We start from the raw sequence: 19457 nt of genomic DNA on the forward strand, positions 1-19457 counted from the left end.
CAAATTTAACTTTTGACGTTTTACGTGATTACCACATTCCTACTGCTTGATCAAGCTCAGCACGGGCATTGGCCAAAGATTCCTGACGGGCTTCTTCCCCTAAATCTAGTTTCTCGGCATGAATAAAGGTGATATCTGTAATGCCAATAACTCCAAAGATAGCCCTTAAAAAAGGTTCCTGATAATCGTAATCAGCACTAGGGTTTCCTGGAGAGAAACTACCACCACGAGCTGTAAAAATTAGCATTTTCTTTCCCTTAGGAACTAAACCCCGATATTGACCAGCTTCGTCAAAGGTAAAGGTGCGATTAAATCGGACAATTTGATCGATATAAGCTTTGAAGGTAGATGGAACATTGAAGTTGTACATGGGAATGCCAAAAACATAGCGATCGGCTGCTATAAATTCATCCACCAAAGTATCTGATACTTTAATTGCGTCTACCAATTCAGGATTGCGTTTTTCGGGAGGACAAAATGCTGCAGCAATCCACTTTTCATCCACATGGGGGACAGGATTATGACCTAAATCTCGATAGGTTACAGTGTCGTCTGGATAGAAAGACTTCCAAGTTTGAATAAACCGATTAGACAATTGCCGAGAAATAGAGCGATCGCCACGGGGACTAGCATCAATGTGAAGAATATGGGTCATAATTAAGTTGAAGGTTGTTCGCGAAGCGTGGCCAATAGGCCAAGGTGGTTTAGTTGTTCGCGAAGCGTGGCCGAAAGGCCAAGGTTGTTCGCGAAGCGTGGCCAATAGGCCAAGGTGGTTTGGTTGAAGGTGGTTTGGTTTAAGGGTTAAGGTGGTTTGCTTTAAGGTTCAGAATATAACCTGTAACCTGGTAACCTAGTAACCTAGTAAGCTGTAACCTGTAAACTCTAACCTGTAACCTTCAACCTGCTAACCTTCAACCTGCTAACCTCCTAACCTGTAACCGCGTCACCGCGTCACCTGTAATTGGGATTATTTGATGCCTACTGCCATTGAGTAAGCTCCTACAAGAGGTTTAGTGTAAGTATCTTTGAATCCTACTTTGTCCATCCAAGCACAGCAGTCTGCTCCTGTATAGTCGAAACCCCCAAAGGTTTCGATCAGCATATTTAGGCTCATCAGTAACCCAAACCTGTTCTGGCAGCGCTGATCGTCGATTAGTGCGTCGTAGACAATCAATGCACCACCGGTCGGGAGTGCTTCGTAGGCTTTGGCAATTAACAGGTGCTTTTGTTCTAGATTCCAGTCATGCAGGATGTGTCCCATTACCAAAACATCAGCACTAGGCAGCATATCCTGGAAAAAGTCACCACCATGGAAGTCTAATCGCTGGCTAAGTCCTCTGGAAGCAACATATTCCTCGTAAATTGGGCGAACCACTGGCAAGTCGAACCCACCTCCATGTAAATGGTCGTGACTTAGGGCAACTGTTACTGGTAACTGCCCTTGAGCCGTACCGATATCGATAAAGGTCTGAAACTTCTCCCATGGAAATTTCTCAGCGATCGCCTTAGCTACTCCCATACTGATCCCAGACATCGCTTCCAGAAAGATTTTTAGGCGGGCGGGGTCCCCGTAAAGGGTGCCGAAGAAGTCTTCTCCATTTTTGGCTTCATTCTGGGGTTGACCGGTTCGTAACCCTTCTGTTAATGAACCCCAAAATCCATAGAGACGGCTGTTGCACATCTCTAGGCAACCACCGATATAGGAAGGCTTGGAGCGGTCAAGAAACAAATCACTTTCAGGCGTGTTACTGTAACGGTCATTACAACGCTCTAAAACGTTTAAAGCAACTAGTGCATCCAAAAAATCTCGCGCACTACGGGGATGAAGTGCTAGTTTTTCAGTCAATTCAGCAGCAGTCATAGAACTCTGAGCCAGTTCAGTAAACACTCCCAGTTCGACTGCACTTAAGAATGTCTTAGATGCTGAGAAAGCAAACCCCAATTCCAGTAGTTTGTCTGGTACCAGCTGTTTAGTAATTTCTTGCATTGACTAGTATCCTTCTAGTTTAATTTAGTAAAAAATGTTCAGTTAATTATCAACAATCTAAGACCTAACTTGAACTTTACTTTGCTGTGCATAAGCAAAATCATGAAGCCCTTTACCCTCTAAGTTATGCTCAGCACAAATTAGGATGTCCTGATATTGCTCGCGAAGCTTCCTTTTCAGTACTTTTCCTGTTGATCCTACAGGAAGATTAATGACAATTTTTAAAAAAGATAAGGGTTCAAACTTATTATCCAATAGCTGCTTATTGATAGCAGTAATCAGAGCTGATGGTGTAATATTTTCTGGCGCTTTCAGCTTGATAAAAGCAACCAAACCATCCAAGCCTTTTTCCTTAGGTACACCAATTATTGTACAATCAGCAACAGCTGAGTTGTTCTTCAAAATTAATTCCTCGATTGGTAAGGTATTGACTAAGCCGCTAGCGCACTGAATAGCATCAACGGCACGATCCACGTGAAAAAATTTATTCTCCTGATCATAATAAGCCAAATCCCCACTAATCCAGTACCCTTGTTTATAACTTTTGAGGGTGCGGTTAGAATCATTCCAATAGCCTGGTGTAATAGTTGGAGATTTAATACCCAGGAAACCTACCTGATAGGGTGGCAGTAGATTTCCCTCCTCATCTAATACTACAGCTTTTACAAAACTGCGTGGCTTACCCATATATCGATTATACAAGCTCGTCTGGCGACTAGAGACTTTATTAAACAAAGCCATTCCGAGTTCAGAAGCACCTAGACCATCAATAAAGACTGATTTAGAATTCCCGGCATTTACCAGAGTCCTAATATGAGCTTCATGGGCAGCATCTCCGGTATTAATCCACATTTTTACAGAACTCAATTGGTCTTTTTCTAAAGCCTGGGAAGCCATGTCGGCATAGGTTTGTGGAAAAGCTGCTACTATAGTCGCTTTAAGTTCTTTAGCTTGAGTAATAGCATTATTTCCAGATAAATCTGACAAAACCATAGTGGGTAACCCCAGTAATGTTACTGTCATAAAGTAGCTAATTCCAGCCGAATGTGAACTAGGTAAGGCAAACAAAAACTTATCGGATTGACTAGCTGGAAAATTTAGCAGCCGAATGCGTTTGCCAAAGAAAAACTGTTGATGCCCAAATATTACTGGCTTAGGCTTTCCAGTAGTACCAGAGGAATGACAGATCATAATTGGATGAGAATCTGTAGGAGAATATGGATACCACTGGGGAAGCTGTATCTCTGAGCTCTGAACAGCTGTATTGTTGATATCTGTGGCAATAAACTTTAATAAGTCATTAGTTTTGAGGTAGCCACTAATAGTATCCAGGTGCTTCTGATCAGAATATAAACCAATGGCACCAACACGACTGATAAAGTCAGCAGCAATATCAGCATCCATACGACCGTTTACCAAAACTGGAATAGCACCGAGGTTGTTTAGTGCTAAGTAATGGATAAAGTAACCGATTCCATCGTCTAAATAGATAGCAACAGGATCATTCTCACGAACGCCAGATTTCCTGTACCAAGAGGCATAGTTATCCACAACATCTTTTAAGGAAGATAAACTAAACCTGTTGATGGTCTCCCCTGTGAATGTTTGAAAAGGTTTTTCTAAAAACAAAAAATCATTGTTTCGATAAGGGTTATTAGCAACAGAGTACTGGAGAAAGTTACCACATCCTAATGGCTTGGTAAGGAATAACTTAAGTCTTTGGTACAATGGCAAAATAGTTGGGTTAATGTTCATGAGGTTAAATCCAAGTTCGTGTTGCAAGATAATTGATAATACCTAACAGATAATATAATGCCGATTTTTTTGACAATTTAAATCAAATTTGCAAGTTCACTATCAGACAAGATAATCTCCCCATAATCGGGAATCCAAGCTAGCCAGGTATTCTCAGATTCCCGACCTAAAATAAGAGCTTCTTCACAATGAATCGAGTTAGGGATATCAGGGGCTTTAACCCAAACTTGAGAGTCGGATTCTGCCTCAAGGTTACTTGAGTTAATCTCAATGGATTTGTCTTTAAAACCTAAGGTCGATTCAGTCTGCCTATTTTGTTTGGGCTTATAGTCTTTTGGCTTATAGCCATTTAAGCTAAGTAATTTACTCATTCTTAAATCCCCTCTTACTTGCTAATACATGTTGACTGTTTCCAAGGAAAGGAAATGATATCGTGTCCGGTTGTGCGCGATAGTGGTAAGCATTCAGCCGTCAGCTGTCAGCTGTCAGCTTAAAATAAACCTTTTTAGGGAGAATTTAATAGTTCGAGATTAATGAGAATTGAAAGTCTGGGGATTTGCCCATTAGCTTTGTGGCACAGGCTTTGGCCTTTGGCCACGCTGTGCGAACGACGCTGTGACGTAACTCAGATTAATCGAATGCTTACCTCTTTTATTCAAAAGCTGTTCGCAAAGCGTGCGCGTAGCGCATAGGCTGATGGCTGATAGCTGAATACTGACCGTTGTTTCTTTGGTAATCGATACTCCCGGACATGATATTATTTACTTTTCCAGACAAGACTCTTTAACTGGAAGCCCAACATGGCGTCCACTGGGCGCAGTATGACCAAGCAGCTTATCTCCAGGCTTTAATTCTGTGACATTCAGGACTTTACCACCAGGTCCAAGAACTCTTACATGCCAATCGTCTTGGACAATCACATTTACCGGAATTCCAGATTGAGACACTGCATCGATACTGAGTAGGGGACGAACTTCTATCTTCATCCTGCCTACAACTATTTCTCGTGCCTTGCCATCACAATTTACTCCTAATACTTTGTGTCCTGAACTGAGCTCACTAAGATAATTAGTTTGGCTAACACTAGACACTAAATAAGAATGTATAGCACCAGCATTGACTCGGAAAGGACGAGTTGGCATGTAGGGGAGTGGATGGGTTTCGCTGCTAACTAAAATCATTCCTTGGGAATAAGAACCAATGAGTATACCTTCATCTTTGGCAAAGTTAGAACAAGTATCTACACAAGCCCGCTCTCCCATTCCAATATGAGAAATTTTTGTTACTTCAAGTTCTTCCAGTGAAACTTCCAAATTGTTGGCCTTACGACACAGTTGCCCAAGCTCCCTGGCATCGATAATCCCGTTAGGGGTTAGCATGACCCCATGTGACCCTTTTTCTAAGACCCCCAGGACAATTTCTGCTTCCTGAATATCTTTGACAACGGTAATTATTTGGCCATCCGTGTTGTCCGCTGATGCTAAAACAATCTCCAGAGGAATTTTTGTGGGGTCTTTAAAATAGATGACAGCCCATTTTTACTGTCTAGCTATCTTACAAGCAGTTTGTAAGGTTTCGTCGTCGATAACATGAATAAAAAATCCAATTTCTGCTTTAGATTTGTAGGTTTCTGGTTGAGTAGTTATTTCAGAATACCAGGAATGATCAAACAGTAATATATCGGCGTTATCGATACATCCTTCTGCTTCTTCTGGGCTGTCTACAAAAGCAATGCGAGAGACAGAATCATGACAATCCATGACTGGACTTGATGAATCAACTACCACTCCATTGATATCAGAATTTAGAGACCCACACAGTGCTTTATAGTCAACATCATTAAAGCTTCTTAGGTCTAACCAAGATAATTTCATTACGCTACCTCCTTGATGGCAAACTGATAGGGATTACTGATAACTTTGGCAATTTCTTGAGAAATGAATGAGGGATTACTGTGTTGAAATATATTTCTACCAACAGCAACGCCTTTACCGCCAGCCTTGATGGCATCTTTGATCATCGATAAGATCGAGCTATCTGCATTGCTCTTTGCTCCTCCGGCAACGATAACAGGGATGTCAACGGCATTAACAACTTGTTTAAACGATTGAACATCGCCAGTGTAGTTAACCTTGACAATATCTGCTCCTAGCTCCCAGGCCAATCGGGTTGAGTGAGCGATCGCATCTGCATCGTACTCATTTTTAATCTTCTCTCCTCGTGCATAAACCATTGCTAGCAATGGCATACCCCATTGATGACAGGCGGCTGAGATTTGGCTGAAATCTTTGAGCATACGGTATTCATCGTTTGCCCCAAGATTAACGTGAATTGAAACTCCATCTGCACCAAGCTTAATGGCTTGTTCAACACTACTGACTAGATGTTTGGAAGATGGATCGGGAGATAGGTTCGTTGACCCAGAAAGATGCAAAATTAACGATATATCTTTCTGAATTAAACCTGGATGAATTGCCCGAGCTATCCCTTGATGAGCAACAATTGCACTAATGGTTTTCTCCGGTAACGATCTGATAAATTGATGAACTTTTGCCAGACCACTAACCGGACCCAGTGTAAACCCATGGTCAATTGGGACTATAAAATAGTTGTCTAATCCTTTGAGAATTCTTGCCAAACGATAATTTTTACCAAGAGACATAACAGACTCCTTTTGAATCGATTACAGGATGTTGTGTTTTCCAAAATCGTCAGCTGTCAGCCGTTGGCCGTTGGCCACGCTACGCGAACAGCTGTCAGCCGTTAGCTTAAAATAAACCTGTTTGGCCTATGGCCACGCTACGCGAATAGCTTTCCGTAACAGAGATTAAACGAATGCTTACCTCTTTTATTCAAAACAGTTTCCTCCTCAATAACCGTGCGCATAAGCTGATAGCTGATAGCTGATAGCTGATAGCTGCATGCTTACTGGAAAACTAACTTTTAGTGTTTCATGGCACTTAGCTCAATCTCGATATTTCTATCGTGCCTGACACTGACAAACCGAAAGTCTCAGTTTTTGCCTCAGTTTTTGTCTTAGTAACTGAAACTCAGGTGAGCTGCCTGGTTTTTTTTTGAGTAATCTCAGGAATTTCTTAGATTTGGCTCAGGTTTAACTTAACAGGATAACTTATATAGCCAAGGGAATAGGGAGTCGGGAGTCAAGGGCACCGAGGGAGTAGGGAGTGGGGAACTGTATTTTTACAACCAGCTCTGCTAGTCTAGAACTTAAACCGGTTTGTCTCAGTTTTTGTCTCAGTGGTTTCAGTTATGCTGTGTTTCTGAGATTTTTCTCATGTTTCCCTCAGATTTCCTCTTCCCTAACTAATTCCATAACTTTCCATAACATTTCTACATTGCGCGGCTTTTTGGTCACCCATACATTAAAGAGTTAGGTATAGTGATGGCTGGATTAGGGATGGTGCCATAGCGATCGACCCCATGGATTGGGGGTTAAGCAAAGCAAGATAGTGGAGTTATGATGAATTCCGTGCGAGCATCTGAATCAGGACTTAAATTAGTAGACCAAGCTAGACGTCAGAAAAGATGGAACAAAACAGCGGTAGCTTGGTATACCAGTGCATTTACCTCTAGGGCAACCTTAAACCGATTTTGGGGCAGACAGTCAATTCGTACTGACACCTTCATGGCCATTTGTAGTGCTGTAGGTCTTGATTGGGAAAAGGTAGTTGAGCCGGATGAGATTGAGATAGATCAGATGGAGCTAACAGCGCTATCGACAACTGCTCTGGCTGGAATTGGACATCTTGATTGGGGTGGAGCTCCAGAACCGAGGAGTTTCTACGGTCGGATGCAGGAACTGAATACCCTACAGGAATGGATTCTACAGGACAACTGCTGCCTGGTGGCACTTCTAGGGATGGGGGGAATTGGCAAAACCACCTTGGCTGTGAAGTTAGCCCATCTGCTACAGGATAAATTTGAGTTTGTGATGTGGCGCAGTCTACGGAATGCTCCGCCCCTAGAGGAAGTCCTGGCAGACATGATTCAATTTCTGTCTGTGCAGCAGGAAACGAATTTACCATCGTCTGTGGATGGCAAAATTTTGCGATTGATTCAGTATTTACAGACGGCGCGTTGCCTGCTGGTTCTTGATAATACCGAATCGATCCTCGAAAGTGGTTCTCGCACCGGTGGCTATCGAGAGGGATATGCTGGATACGGTGAGCTACTCAGAACTATTGGGGAAACTTCCCACAATAGCTGCCTAGTGATGACCTCCCGGGAGCCACCTCAAGACTTGAACATTCTGGAGGGGGAAGCCTTACCGGTTCGCTGCTTCCCACTCAAAGGTTTACCAGAAACCCACGGACAGGAAATCTTTAAGGAAAAAGGACATTTTATTGGGGATGACACCCAATGGATGACCCTAATTGAGCGTTATGCCGGAAATCCTTTAGCCTTAAAGATGGTAGCCTGTGCAGTCAGAGACTTTTTTGATAGCAATATTGCTCAGTTTCTGGATTTTTTAAAGGAAGGCTCATTCATTTTTGATGATATTCGGGATTTACTAGATCGGCACTTTCAGCGCCTTACCTCCACAGAAAAGGAACTGATGTACTGGCTAGCTATCAATCGGGAACCCATTTCTCTTGAAGAACTGCAAGAAGACTTTGTATGCTACCTATGCGCTACGGATATTTTAGAAGCTGTAGGGTCTCTACAACGGCGGTCATTGATTGAGAAAACCTCAACTGGGTTTACCCAACAACCTGTAGTCATGGAATACATGATTAATCGACTGATCGAGCAGATTCCTGAAGAGATTATTAGTCAAAATATCACTATCTTCCGCACTCACTCCCTACTCAAAGCCAGCGCCCCTGACTATGTTCGGGATGCTCAAGTCTGTCTGATTCTCGAACCGATTATTGAGAAATTACTCTCTAGTTTTGGTTCTACAAAACAGCTGGAAAACCATCTCCTGGAAATCCTATCAATGCTGCGCGCCCCGACTCCTGGGGTTAAAAAATCTACTCTCCAGATGGGATATGTCAGTGGTAATACTATTAATTTACTTAGTCAATTACAGATTGATTTAAACGGCTATGACTTTTATGGTCTGACAGTTTGGCAAGCCAACCTACAGGGACTGAAATTACACAATGTCAATTTCGCTGGCTGTGACTTGGCTGGCTCAGTGTTTACTGAAACCCTAGGGAATATGTTATCAGCAGCATTTAGTCCAGATGGGAGGATGTTGGCAATTTGTGATACAGATTTTCAGATTCGCCTATGGCATGTGCAAACTGGTAAACTACTGGTAATCTGTGAGGGTCACACTAATTGGGTACGCTCTGTTGCGTTTAGTCGGGATGGTAAAACCTTAGCCAGTGGTAGTGCTGACCATACCGTCAAGTTATGGCAAGTCAGTGATGGCAGCTGCTTGCAAACTTGTACTGGACATACTGATGAAGTGTTCTCAGTTGCTTTTAATCCTCAAGGTAATACCCTGATTAGTGGTAGTAGCGACCACACCGTAATACTCTGGGATGGTGACACGGGTCAATGCCTCAACAGGTTTACTGGACATACCGGTTGTGTGAGATCAGTTGCGTTTAGTACTGATGGCAAAACCCTAGCCAGTGGCAGTGATGACCACACTGTAATACTCTGGGATGCTAGCACTGGTAGTTGGGTTAGAACTTGTACTGGACATACCAGTGGAGTACGCTCAGTGGCTTTTAGCACTGACGGCAACACCCTAGCCAGTGGCAGTAATGACCACACTGTCAGACTTTGGGATGCTAGGACTGGTAGCTGTGTTAGTACTCACACCGGACATAGTAGTGGAGTCTACTCAGTGGCTTTTAGCACTGATGGCAAAACCCTAGCTACTGGTAGTGGTGACCATACTGTCAGGCTATGGGATTACCACACTGGTATTTGCCTGAAAACCTTGCATGGACATACTAATCAGATCTTTTCTGTGGCGTTTAGTCCTGAAGGTAACACCCTAGTCTGTGTGAGTTTAGATCAAACTGTCAGACTTTGGGATTGGGGCACTGGTCAATGCTTGAAAACTTGGCAGGGACATACTGATTGGGTATTTCCAGTGGCTTTCAGTCCTGATGGTAAAACCTTGGCAAGTGGCAGTAACGACAATACAGTCAGACTATGGGATTATCATAGCGATCGCTGTATCAGTATTTTGCACGGACATACTGCTCACGTGTGTTCAGTGGCCTTTAGTACTGACGGTAAAACCGTAGCTAGTAGCAGTAGAGACGAAACTATCAGGCTTTGGGATATCAAGACGGGAAAATGCTTAAGGATTTTGCACGGACATACTGATTGGATCTATTCCGTCACTTTCAGCGGTGATGGGAAAACCCTAGCCAGTGGCAGTGCTGACCAAACGGTGAGGCTTTGGGATCAGCGTACTGGTGACTGCGTCAGCACTTTGGAAGGACATACTAATCAGATCTGGTCAGTGGCTTTCAGTAGTGATGGTAAAACCTTGGCCAGTAGCAATACTGACCAAACGGTGAGGCTGTGGGATGTTAGCACAGGGGAATGCTTGAAAACGTTACAGGGACATGGTAATCGGGTCAAATCCGTCGCTTTCAGTCCTAAGGATAATATCCTGGCCAGTTGTAGTACAGACGAAACGATACGCCTCTGGGATTTGAGTACGGGTGAATGCTCTAAACTATTACGGGGACACAACAATTGGGTCTTTTCCGTGGCATTCAGTCCCGATGGCAACACTATCGCTAGCGGCTCTCACGACCAAACTGTCAAGGTGTGGGATGTTTCGACAGGGGAGTGCCGCCACACTTGCACCGGACATACCCATCTAATCTCTTCTGTTGCCTTTAGTGGGGATGGTCAAATTGTAGCTAGTGGCTCTCAAGACCAAACGGTGAGGCTTTGGGACACTAAGACGGGCAAGTGCCTGAAAATTCTCAGAGCTCCCAGACTCTACGAAGCGATGAATATCACTGGAGTGACAGGATTAACTGAGGCACAGAAAGCAACTCTGAAACAGTTGGGTGCGATCGCATAAGTCGGCAATGCCATTAATTGTGCCTAGGTACTTACTTTGAAATGGGGAATGTGAGCCGAAACCCAATCCTCCTGCTGAGAATTGGGATTGGTTTCAATAAGAGCGATCTAGAACATTGGTAAGTCGTGGAGGACTAAAGGTTATGGAGCTTTGGCATGGGGCAGACTTGTGCAAGCAAGACCATCTTTGTTCCCATCTAGACGGAAACGATCATCCCCAAAGTAGTTAAACACAGCCTGTGCCTCTTCCTGAGTCTTAAAATCCGAGCAGTTACAATCGGAATTCACACAATCGGGAAGCTCAAAAAGATTGGCTGTATCAGTTTCAGGCTTGCTTTGAACAGCAGGTTTCAGAGTAGCCATTAGTGTAGGAGGGCTATACTCAGTGCTTTCTTTAGACGCAAAAACGATATAGGCATCTGGGGCTTTATATTCTGCACGATTAATCAGAATAGTCACTATGTCATCAGTATCACCTTTGATGAAATCTAGTAACTCAGGTGAGTTAAAGCTAAAAGAATCTCCTGTCGCTATAGAAGCTGCAGGGAGTTTCCCTAAGTAAGTTGTTTGGTTTGAGATAAATAAATTGGTAGAGTAAGTATCATTACCCGGCGCGTTATTCCAAGTGGTTTTGGTTTCAGACCAATTTTCGTCTACTCCATCATTCAAGCCATAAAACTCAATAGATCCTTTGGTGTTGGGAAGGTTGATCGTACTCAAATTCAGGCTCACATCATCAATACCATCATTCAGCTCACTGAGATCAAATCGGAGGTAAGTTTTGCGGCTATAAGAGACGGTGTTATCAAGCTTGACGACTAATTTACCGTTTGTTCCATTATTCTTACTAGAGTAGGAACCACCTCGGATAAAGGTGTCTGCTCCATTGCCCGCTGCTGTAGTAATTAGTTGAAGATTGCCAGTGATTGGTGCTACTTGGGGGTTTTCTACATTTTGTATGCTCCCGCTTTCAGCGTTAACCATGGCTTGGCTTGGAGCGGGGAAGAGCATCACGGCAGGAATTATCAAAACCGCGCTCAGCAGAAAAGCCCATAGACTTCTGAGAGATAATGGTACCATGTTACGTTGTTGTAATTGCGTTAACAATAATGGTGCATCTATACTATAGAGCAATCCTGGGGGGCGACATGTAAGCTGAAATCCTTAGAGCTAATTTATAGCGTAAATCTTAAGAGCTCAAATCCTTACCCAAAATCCCTCTGTACTTGATTAACTCTTGCCTCTAGCATGCATGCCTCTTGCCTTTCCTTAAGGAAGTATGTTCACAACTCAAATCAAAATGCTATATGCCTAACCCATTTCCAGGGATGAATCCCTACCTTGAACAACCGGAATATTGGTCGGATTTCCACAACCAATTGCTGGCAGCTTTGGCTAGAGCATTAATTCCTAAACTGCTACCTAAATATCGGGTGGTTACCGATAAGTGGGTTTATAAGATTGCTGGCTCAACGAAGATTGCCATTGGTAGACCAGATGTTACGGTTCAACAAAGCCGAGATGCTTCAGTCGCAATGGCTACAGCAGTTGCGGTATCTGAACCGTCAGTTCAACCGATTAAGGTAGCTGTTCCTTTACGAGAAGAAGTGCGACAATCCTACATCGAGGTTAAAGATGTAGCCACCAAGGAAGTGGTAACAGCGATTGAAGTGATCTCCCCTGCCAATAAACGAGGAGAAGGGCGTCTTAAATACGAAGCCAAACGCCAGCAGATTTTGGAGAGTATGACTCATCTGGTAGAAATTGACCTGTTGCGAGATGGGGAACCCTTGCCTGTTTCTAACAGCAGTAATCCGAGTCATTATCGGATATTAGTCAGTCGTTCTAATACCCGTCCCACTGCTGACTTGTACCTTTTTAATTTAAGCGATCGCATTCCCTCTTTTCGGCTTCCCCTGCTTCCTGGGGATAGGGAACCAATGGTAGAATTACAGACATTGGTGGATCAGCTGTATGACCAGTTAGGCTACGAGTATTTTATTGACTATAGCACCAGTCCGCCATTCCCTTGGTCGGAGGATGATGTGGCATCTTGGGCAAGAGATCGTCGATAAAATTTGTGAATCAGGACAAAAATAAGTTCTCGACTGTATCAAGCCATAGCTCATTAGCCTCAAAATATAGTAAGCTTTTTAGAGCCCATGTCGCCCCTAAAGCTATCTAAGTCTTAAAAGCGCTTCCCCAACATAAGAATCTGTTGGGTATTTCTTGCTAGTTCAGTGGCATCACCATTACGCCAGTATAGATCTTCTCCAACATATGATATAGCAGTCGAAGCAAAGCTTAGGACATAATAGTCAAAAAGCCAAATAGCCAGGACTTGTTAATAAATTAATAAAATGGCAGTTCCTTACAGTTACGATTTAAGAAAAAAAGTGATTAGTGCTATCGACGATGGCATGGTAAAAACTCAAGCTAGTCGTTTATTGAAAATTAGCCGAAATACAATTGATATCTGGTTAAAAAAGAGAAATTAAACAGGAGATTATAGGCCAAAAGAGGGTTATCAAAAGGGATATAATCCGAAAATAGCTGATTTGGAGAGATTTAGTAAATTTGTCCAATCTCATGGTAGCTCAACTCAGAATGAAATGGCAGAAGCATGGTCAGAAAAGATGTAAGTATTCAGCTATCAGCTATCAGCTATCAGCTATCAGCTAATGCGCACGCTACTTGAGGTGCTACAGATGGTGCTTTTGAATAAGCGATGCAGAGGTGCGACCCGTGGCGAATTTAATTACGGGTCAAACGCACCATTACGGTCTTGGGGAGGCAGAGGTGCGACCCGTGGCGAATTAAATTCGCCTACGGAAAACGCACCATTACGGTCTTGGGGGTTCCCCCCATGACCGCGCTGCCGTGGTTTCCCCCACTCGCGCTTGGGATCAAGACAACAGGTAAGCATTGGAATAATGCTGAGTTACTTTAGCTGACGGCTGACGGCTGACGGCTGACGGCTGACGGCTGAATGCTTACGAAAAGATTAGTGATAGGACTTTTGGTATTGCCTTAAAAAAAATCGGTTATACCCGAAAAAAAAACTTACGGTTATCGAGAAAGGGATGAATAAAAAAGGCAAGAGTTTCTAGAAAAAATTTCTAAAAAGAAGCCAGACAAGCTAGTTTACATAGCGGTGCGACCGTGAGGTTTCCAACTCCTAGGTCGCCGCTCCGCGAACGCCTAGGTCACGCGCACCAAGAGAGGATAAAAAATTCGATAATTAGTTGAATCAGCCGGTTGTTAACTTCAGGTGCTACCCAAGGGCGCGAGGAATTGCTCGCGCCCTTGGAGGCGCGCACCTTACTATTTGCCCCCCTATTCTCCTGATTTAAAGAAAATAGAACATTATTGATTTTCGATTAAAAATCGAGTGATAAAATAAATAATTACTATCGAAAAATTTCGTATTAAGAGTTGATTTGGCTGTTTATTTAACGTCCTAATCTATACTTATACGGCTATAAAATATGATAGTTTAATTCAGAAAATATTTGTCCAAATTCCGGAATTATTGCTATTTTTATTACGTCAAACTCAGGTAATCATCCCGTGGGTTGGTTGTTGCAGTTTAGTTTTTACCAAAAAAGCTCTGCTATGATGATTTTCCAGATAAAATAGTGATAAAATAGTTTAATTTAATGCACATTAAAGATGCTGATGAGCCCAGAGGGCAGCCTGAGTGCGATCGCGAACATCCAACTCACAGAAAATATTAGTTAGATGATTTTTAATCGTGCCTTCGGTCAGATTAAGGGCGGCTGCAATTTCTCGATTGCTTTTACCTTGTCCCAACAGCTTCAGGATCTGTAGTTCCCTCTGATTGAATTGAGCATGATAATCTGTTTTTTCCCGTTCAGGTTGGGTATTATTCAGTTGAGAAAACACCTTTGGAGCGATGGTAGGACCTAATTGGCTGTATCCCTGATGCAAACTACGAATGGCCGCTGCCACCTTAGGTGCTGGAGTACTTTTAAGCAAATATCCCAACGCCCCAGCCTGAAGAGACTGGAACACATAGTCATCATTGTCAAAGGTGGTTAAGACCAGAATCCGAATCCAGGGGTAGCGGGTATGGATTTCTCGGGTTGCTTGCACGCCATCGCAGATGGGCATCCGCACATCCATCAAGATAATGTCAGGCTGTAACCTCTCCGTGAGGGCAATGGCCTCTTCACCGTGATTGGCTTCACCCACCACCTCGAGATCATCCTCCAGGGACAACAGTGCCGCCAGTCCCTGACGAAAGATGGGTTGATCATCAGCCAATAGAAGTCGAATCATCGTGGTATCCTAATCTGAATACAGCTGCCTTGTCCCGGTGTGCTATCTAATTGTATCGATCCGCCTATCAGCTGAACTCTCTCCTGCATACCCCTGAGGCCAAAACCCTGGGTGGGTTTAGCAATATCAAAGCCAATACCGTCGTCCTTTAGCTCAAGGATAACCGCATCAGCCGAAGCATATCCCTTGAGGTGAATAACCTGGGCTTGACTGTGTTTGCGGATATTTTCCAATCCTTCCTTAACCACACAGTAAAGCTGATGATTGGTTTGTAACGGCAGCTGGGGCAAATCTATTTTGCTTTTAACCGTTATGGATGGGTTGGATGTAAAAGATTCCAGCAGCTGTGGCAGGGCCTTATTGAGATCAAAGGTCTCTTCTCGCATGGTGGTCACTGCCCGACGCACTTCTTGTAAGGATTGGCTGGCCAGCAGTTTGGCCGTGTCTAACGCTGGTTGAAGCTGATTAGAGTTTCGTTCGTAGAGTCGTTGTGCTAATTCTAGCTGCACATCAAGGGAGGTCAAAGTATGCCCCAATGAATCATGAATATCGCGAGCAATGCGGGTGCGTTCTAAATCTGCGGCTAGCAATTCAACTTCCTGAGTTAAAGCGATTGCTTGCTGACGACTCCTGTACTCAGCCACTAAGCTTAAACAAAGCAGCGTAATTAGCACACTCAGAGAAATATAGACTACAAGTTCAGTGAAAATCAGTTGCGCAATAAATACTTGGGGAGTCTCTTGAAGGGTTTGTAGGTTTTTTTCAAAGCGAGCTTGCTGCTCTGCAATCGGTTTTGAGAGATCAGTTAGTAAATCATTCGTTAACCGCCACGCAAAACCTACATGCCAGGTAATGCCGACTAAAACAACCGTGATGATCACGTCCCGACGACGCAACAGAAAACAGCTTTTGGCTAAGTATAGAAAGACAAAGAGACCGAGACCGGCATCACTAAAGATTATTGTCACCAACACACAGGAAATTCCGGCAAAGACATAAACTCGTCGCTGCCACATGGGGCGACGGATTGGAAAGAAAAAGCTCAGAATGGCCAAAACTCCCAATACACAAAAGCTTATTAGGTAGTCACTGCCCTTGGTCTCGTTGGACAATGATTTATTCAGGATGAGGAACAGCAATAGCAGGATGGTCATGATCAAACATGCCCATTCCAGATAGCGCAGGATTTTAGGAATTGAAGGATTAATGGTGGAAACCTGAGGAGTTGTCCGAGCTGACATCAGCTTACCTAATGCTTATGACTGCTTCTACAGCTTATGAAACTTATGGATAAATTTCCATGACAAACGTCATGTATCCATATGACCTTTCGCTATAGTCAGTTTGAAATGGCCTGTTTAATATTGAATTATAAGCAACTCTTCAGAGGATACGGTTTGTCATGAAACAATTTCAATTTGGTGCAGGTTTGATGATGTCTATTAGTTTGATGGGTTTTAGCCTTGGCAATCCACCGCTGCCCCTAACGGCAAAAACTGCTAGCGCTGCTGAAAGTCAGACCGCTGTAGCACCGTTACTTCAGCGGGAACTATTCTTTGGCGATCCAGAGATTACGGGTGCCCAGCTTTCCCCCGACGGTCAGTTTCTGGCCTTTCAAAAACCTCTAGACGGCGTGATCAATGTGTGGGTTAAGGGCATCAATGAACCGATGGAAGCTGCTCGTCCAGTCACGGCTGATGCTGAAAGCCCAATTATAATTTACTTTTGGAGCGCCGATGGTCGTTACATTCTCTACGGCCAGGATAAAGGGGGCAATGAGAATTTTCACATTTATGCGGTTGAAGCTAAATCTTTAGGTGAGACTAGCCCGGTAACCCGCGATTTAACCCCTGTAGAGGGGATTACGGCCAGTATATATAGCGTTCCTAAACGGACTCCCAACCACATCATTATCGGTCTTAACGAGCGCAATCCCCAGTTTCATGATGTCTATCGTTTGGATTTGACAACAGGCGAGCGGACGCTGTTGATTCAAAATGACGATAATATTGCCCTCTGGACAACGGATTTAGACGGTAATGTGCGCATCGGCTATCGCCAAACCCTGGAAGGGGGGCATGAGATTCTGGCGGTGCAAAAAGATGGATTAACACCTGTTTACACCTGTCGAATTGAAGAAACCTGTGTCCCCATTCGCTTTCATAAAGATGGCCAACGGGTGTATCTGATCAGCAATCGGGATGGGAATTTAATCCAGTTAGAGCTGCTTAATCTCGAAAGCCAACAGAGTCAGGTCGTGGAAGTTGATCCTGAAAACCAGGTGGATTTTGGGGGTGCAGTGTTTTCACAAGCGACTGATGAGTTGATTGCTACCTCCTATATTGGCGATCGCATCCGCATCTATCCTCAAAACGACAAGATAGCGGCTGATCTAGCCTTTCTGAAACAACAACTGCCCGACGTTGATATTGTGTTGCAATCCCTTACCCTGGATGATCGCTTTGCGTTGATTGGAACCCGGAGCGATGTGAATCCCGGGTCTACTTATCTATTTGATCGTAGTACTCAAACCCTGGAAAAACTCTACGATGATCGGCCAGAGCTGCCCAGGGAACATTTGGCCACCATGCAGCCGATCCGCTATACAGCCCGTGATGGTCTAGAGATTCCAGCCTATCTGACCCTGCCCCAGGGGGTAGACCCAGTGAACTTACCGGTGATTGTCATGCCCCACGGTGGACCTTGGGGACGAGATATGTGGGGGTACAAGCGGTTTACCCAGTTTCTGGCTAATCGCGGTTACGCCGTTCTCCAACCCAACTTTCGAGGGTCTACTGGCTATGGTAAAGCTTTTCTCAATGCCGGTAACAACGAATGGGGCACGGGTGCGATGCAGCATGACCTGACGGATGGCGTGCAGTATCTGATTGATGCAGGGATTGCCGATCCCGAGCGTGTGGGAATTTTTGGTGTCTCCTATGGAGGCTATGCCACCCTAGCTGGTTTGGCATTTACACCAGATATCTATGCCGTTGGCGTATCCTATGTGGGGCCATCGAATCTGATTACCTTGCTCAAGTCAATTCCCCCCTATTGGGAATCGATGAAGGCTACCTTTGCTCTGCGGCTGGGAGATCCGGATGATCCGAGCGATCGCTCCCGTCTAAAAGCCCAGTCACCCCTGTTTTCCGCCGACCAAATTCAGGCCCCACTAATGGTAATTCAAGGAGCCAAGGATCCCCGGGTTAAGCAAGCGGAATCGGACCAAATTGTGGCCGCATTGCGAGATTTAGGCCGACCGGTGGAATATTTGATTGCCCCCGATGAAGGCCATGGTTTCCGTAAGGAGATCAACTCGCTGGCCATGACAGCTGCATTAGAGAAGTTTTTAGCTGAACACCTGGGCGGACGTTACCAGGCTGAGATGTCTGAAGACGTACAAGCTCAACTAGAAAAATTAACTGTTGATATTGACACTGTCACAGTTAATGAATCCGGTGAGCCTGAGATTGTTGAGCTTGACCCAGCAATTTACAACCGCTATGTGGGAACCTACCAGTTACTCCCTAATATGCAGATCGCTATTCGAGTCGAGGAAGAACAACTACTCGCCCAAGCCACAGGGCAGGAAGCGTTTAGCCTTTATGCTGTTTCAGAAACTAAATTCTTGGCTCAGGTTGCAGATATCACGATTCAATTCAATTTGTCAGCAGATGAAACGGTTGACGGATTAACACTTTATCAAGGGGGTCAGGAATTGATTGCATCCAAGGTGAAGTAATTGAATAGATTGAGATTGGGGGCACACTCCTGTGTGTCCCGTGCAGGATTGCTGACGATACTAACGAGGAGCCTCTAGTTATGGAAACAGAAACGATTCAACGTACTACAAGACAAGTATTAACTCAGGCGGCAGCAGGTGCGGCTGCCGGATTACTGGCGGGCATCGCTATCATGTCTATCTATCGATGGCTTTGGCATGTAGAGATATCTTTGAATACAATAATGCTTTTAAGCATAGGCTTCTCCATTTACTGTGGAGTTTTATCTGCTTGGCTAGGGAAAAGATTCTGGAATTTACTCGGTACCTTTATCAGCTCTATCAGCTGATATTTGGTGTGAGGCAAGGCTCCCTTAGAGGAAACGGTTAAGGGACTCACCCTTGATCAGGCGGGTCAGGAATTGATTGCCCCTAAGGTGAATTAGTGCTATCCATTTAGTTTAAGCGATCGCATTCCCTCTTTTCCGCTTCCCCTGCTTCCTGGGGATACCGAACCAATGGTACAATTACAGACATTGGTGGATCAGCTTTATGACCAGTTAGGCTACGACTATTTTATTGACTATAGCAGCAATCCACCATTGCCTTGGTCGGAGGATGATGTAGAATCTTGGGCAGGATGTCGCCGATAAAATTTTTGAA

General features: G+C 44.2%; 15 protein-coding genes and 3 pseudogenes. 7 read left to right on the forward strand and 11 right to left on the reverse strand.

Going from position 1 to position 19457, the window contains the following annotated elements; translation table 11 throughout:
- Nucleotides 1-28: 28 nt before the first annotated feature.
- From F6K64_RS18590 to F6K64_RS18620, 7 genes are all read right to left on the reverse strand, one after another.
- A complete protein-coding gene (locus F6K64_RS18590) occupies nt 29-655 on the reverse strand; it encodes an FMN-dependent NADH-azoreductase (RefSeq protein ID WP_008185403.1) in 627 nt (208 codons plus the stop codon).
- A gap of 312 nt (nt 656-967) precedes the next feature.
- Nucleotides 968-1987, reverse strand: coding sequence for a methyltransferase (locus tag F6K64_RS18595; protein ID WP_008185401.1), 1020 nt, complete (start codon nt 1985-1987; stop codon nt 968-970).
- A 57-nt stretch (nt 1988-2044) separates the two neighbouring features.
- A complete protein-coding gene (locus tag F6K64_RS18600) occupies nt 2045-3742 on the reverse strand; it encodes a class I adenylate-forming enzyme family protein (protein WP_008185399.1) in 1698 nt (565 codons plus the stop codon).
- Nucleotides 3743-3819: 77 nt separating this feature from the next.
- Complete coding sequence (locus tag F6K64_RS18605) at nt 3820-4113, reverse strand: hypothetical protein (protein ID WP_008185397.1); 294 nt, start codon at nt 4111-4113, stop codon at nt 3820-3822.
- Between the two features lie 390 nt (nt 4114-4503).
- Complete coding sequence (locus tag F6K64_RS18610) at nt 4504-5268, reverse strand: 3-dehydroquinate synthase II family protein (RefSeq protein ID WP_202799210.1); 765 nt, start codon at nt 5266-5268, stop codon at nt 4504-4506.
- A gap of 12 nt (nt 5269-5280) precedes the next feature.
- Nucleotides 5281-5616, reverse strand: coding sequence for a hypothetical protein (locus F6K64_RS18615; protein ID WP_008185393.1), 336 nt, complete (start codon nt 5614-5616; stop codon nt 5281-5283).
- Nucleotides 5616-6404 (reverse strand): 2-amino-3,7-dideoxy-D-threo-hept-6-ulosonate synthase, encoded by a 789-nt coding sequence (locus tag F6K64_RS18620; protein WP_008185392.1) that lies wholly within the window; start codon nt 6402-6404, stop codon nt 5616-5618. Before F6K64_RS18620 ends, F6K64_RS18615 begins: the two co-directional genes overlap by 1 nt.
- 816 nt (nt 6405-7220) lie before the next feature.
- Between F6K64_RS18620 and F6K64_RS18625 the strand changes: the two genes are divergently transcribed.
- Nucleotides 7221-10772, forward strand: coding sequence for a WD40 domain-containing protein (locus tag F6K64_RS18625; RefSeq protein ID WP_008185389.1), 3552 nt, complete (start codon nt 7221-7223; stop codon nt 10770-10772).
- A gap of 140 nt (nt 10773-10912) precedes the next feature.
- Here F6K64_RS18625 and F6K64_RS18630 read toward each other — a convergent pair whose 3' ends face one another.
- Complete coding sequence (locus F6K64_RS18630; protein ID WP_008185387.1) at nt 10913-11851, reverse strand: CBM96 family carbohydrate-binding protein; 939 nt, start codon at nt 11849-11851, stop codon at nt 10913-10915.
- Between the two features lie 227 nt (nt 11852-12078).
- Here F6K64_RS18630 and F6K64_RS18635 point away from each other — a divergent pair, with 227 nt between their 5' ends.
- On the forward strand, nt 12079-12846 hold the full coding sequence (locus tag F6K64_RS18635) for a DUF4058 family protein (RefSeq protein WP_008185385.1): 768 nt from the start codon (nt 12079-12081) through the stop codon (nt 12844-12846).
- A gap of 285 nt (nt 12847-13131) precedes the next feature.
- Nucleotides 13132-13410 (forward strand): annotated as a pseudogene (locus tag F6K64_RS38965) (IS630 transposase-related protein); the annotation flags it as partial.
- Between the two features lie 119 nt (nt 13411-13529).
- On the opposite strand, the gene F6K64_RS18640 reads toward F6K64_RS38965, so the two are convergent.
- Complete coding sequence (locus F6K64_RS18640) at nt 13530-13697, reverse strand: hypothetical protein (RefSeq protein WP_154659821.1); 168 nt, start codon at nt 13695-13697, stop codon at nt 13530-13532.
- A gap of 71 nt (nt 13698-13768) precedes the next feature.
- On the opposite strand from F6K64_RS18640, the pseudogene F6K64_RS18645 reads away from it, so the two are divergent.
- Nucleotides 13769-13922 (forward strand): annotated as a pseudogene (locus F6K64_RS18645) (IS630 family transposase); the annotation flags it as partial.
- Between the two features lie 515 nt (nt 13923-14437).
- On the opposite strand, the gene F6K64_RS18650 reads toward F6K64_RS18645, so the two are convergent.
- Nucleotides 14438-15073, reverse strand: a complete 636-nt coding sequence (locus F6K64_RS18650) for a response regulator (protein ID WP_008185384.1) — start codon at nt 15071-15073, stop codon at nt 14438-14440.
- Nucleotides 15070-16314 carry a sensor histidine kinase gene (locus tag F6K64_RS18655; protein WP_044493487.1) on the reverse strand — a complete coding sequence of 415 codons (1245 nt, stop codon included), beginning with the start codon at nt 16312-16314 and terminating at the stop codon, nt 15070-15072. The genes F6K64_RS18650 and F6K64_RS18655 overlap by 4 nt, the downstream gene beginning before the upstream one ends.
- A 161-nt stretch (nt 16315-16475) precedes the next feature.
- On the opposite strand from F6K64_RS18655, the gene F6K64_RS18660 reads away from it, so the two are divergent.
- From F6K64_RS18660 to F6K64_RS18670, 3 genes and pseudogenes are all read left to right on the forward strand, one after another.
- On the forward strand, nt 16476-18815 hold the full coding sequence (locus F6K64_RS18660) for an alpha/beta fold hydrolase (RefSeq protein ID WP_008185381.1): 2340 nt from the start codon (nt 16476-16478) through the stop codon (nt 18813-18815).
- A gap of 80 nt (nt 18816-18895) precedes the next feature.
- Nucleotides 18896-19144 carry a hypothetical protein gene (locus tag F6K64_RS18665; RefSeq protein ID WP_008185379.1) on the forward strand — a complete coding sequence of 83 codons (249 nt, stop codon included), beginning with the start codon at nt 18896-18898 and terminating at the stop codon, nt 19142-19144.
- A gap of 108 nt (nt 19145-19252) precedes the next feature.
- A pseudogene (locus F6K64_RS18670) lies at nt 19253-19447 on the forward strand (DUF4058 family protein); the annotation flags it as partial.
- Nucleotides 19448-19457 lie beyond the last annotated feature (10 nt).

The sequence above is a fragment of the Moorena sp. SIO3A2 genome (genome assembly GCF_010672265.1).
Classification (GTDB): Bacteria; Cyanobacteriota; Cyanobacteriia; order Cyanobacteriales; family Coleofasciculaceae; genus Moorena; species Moorena producens.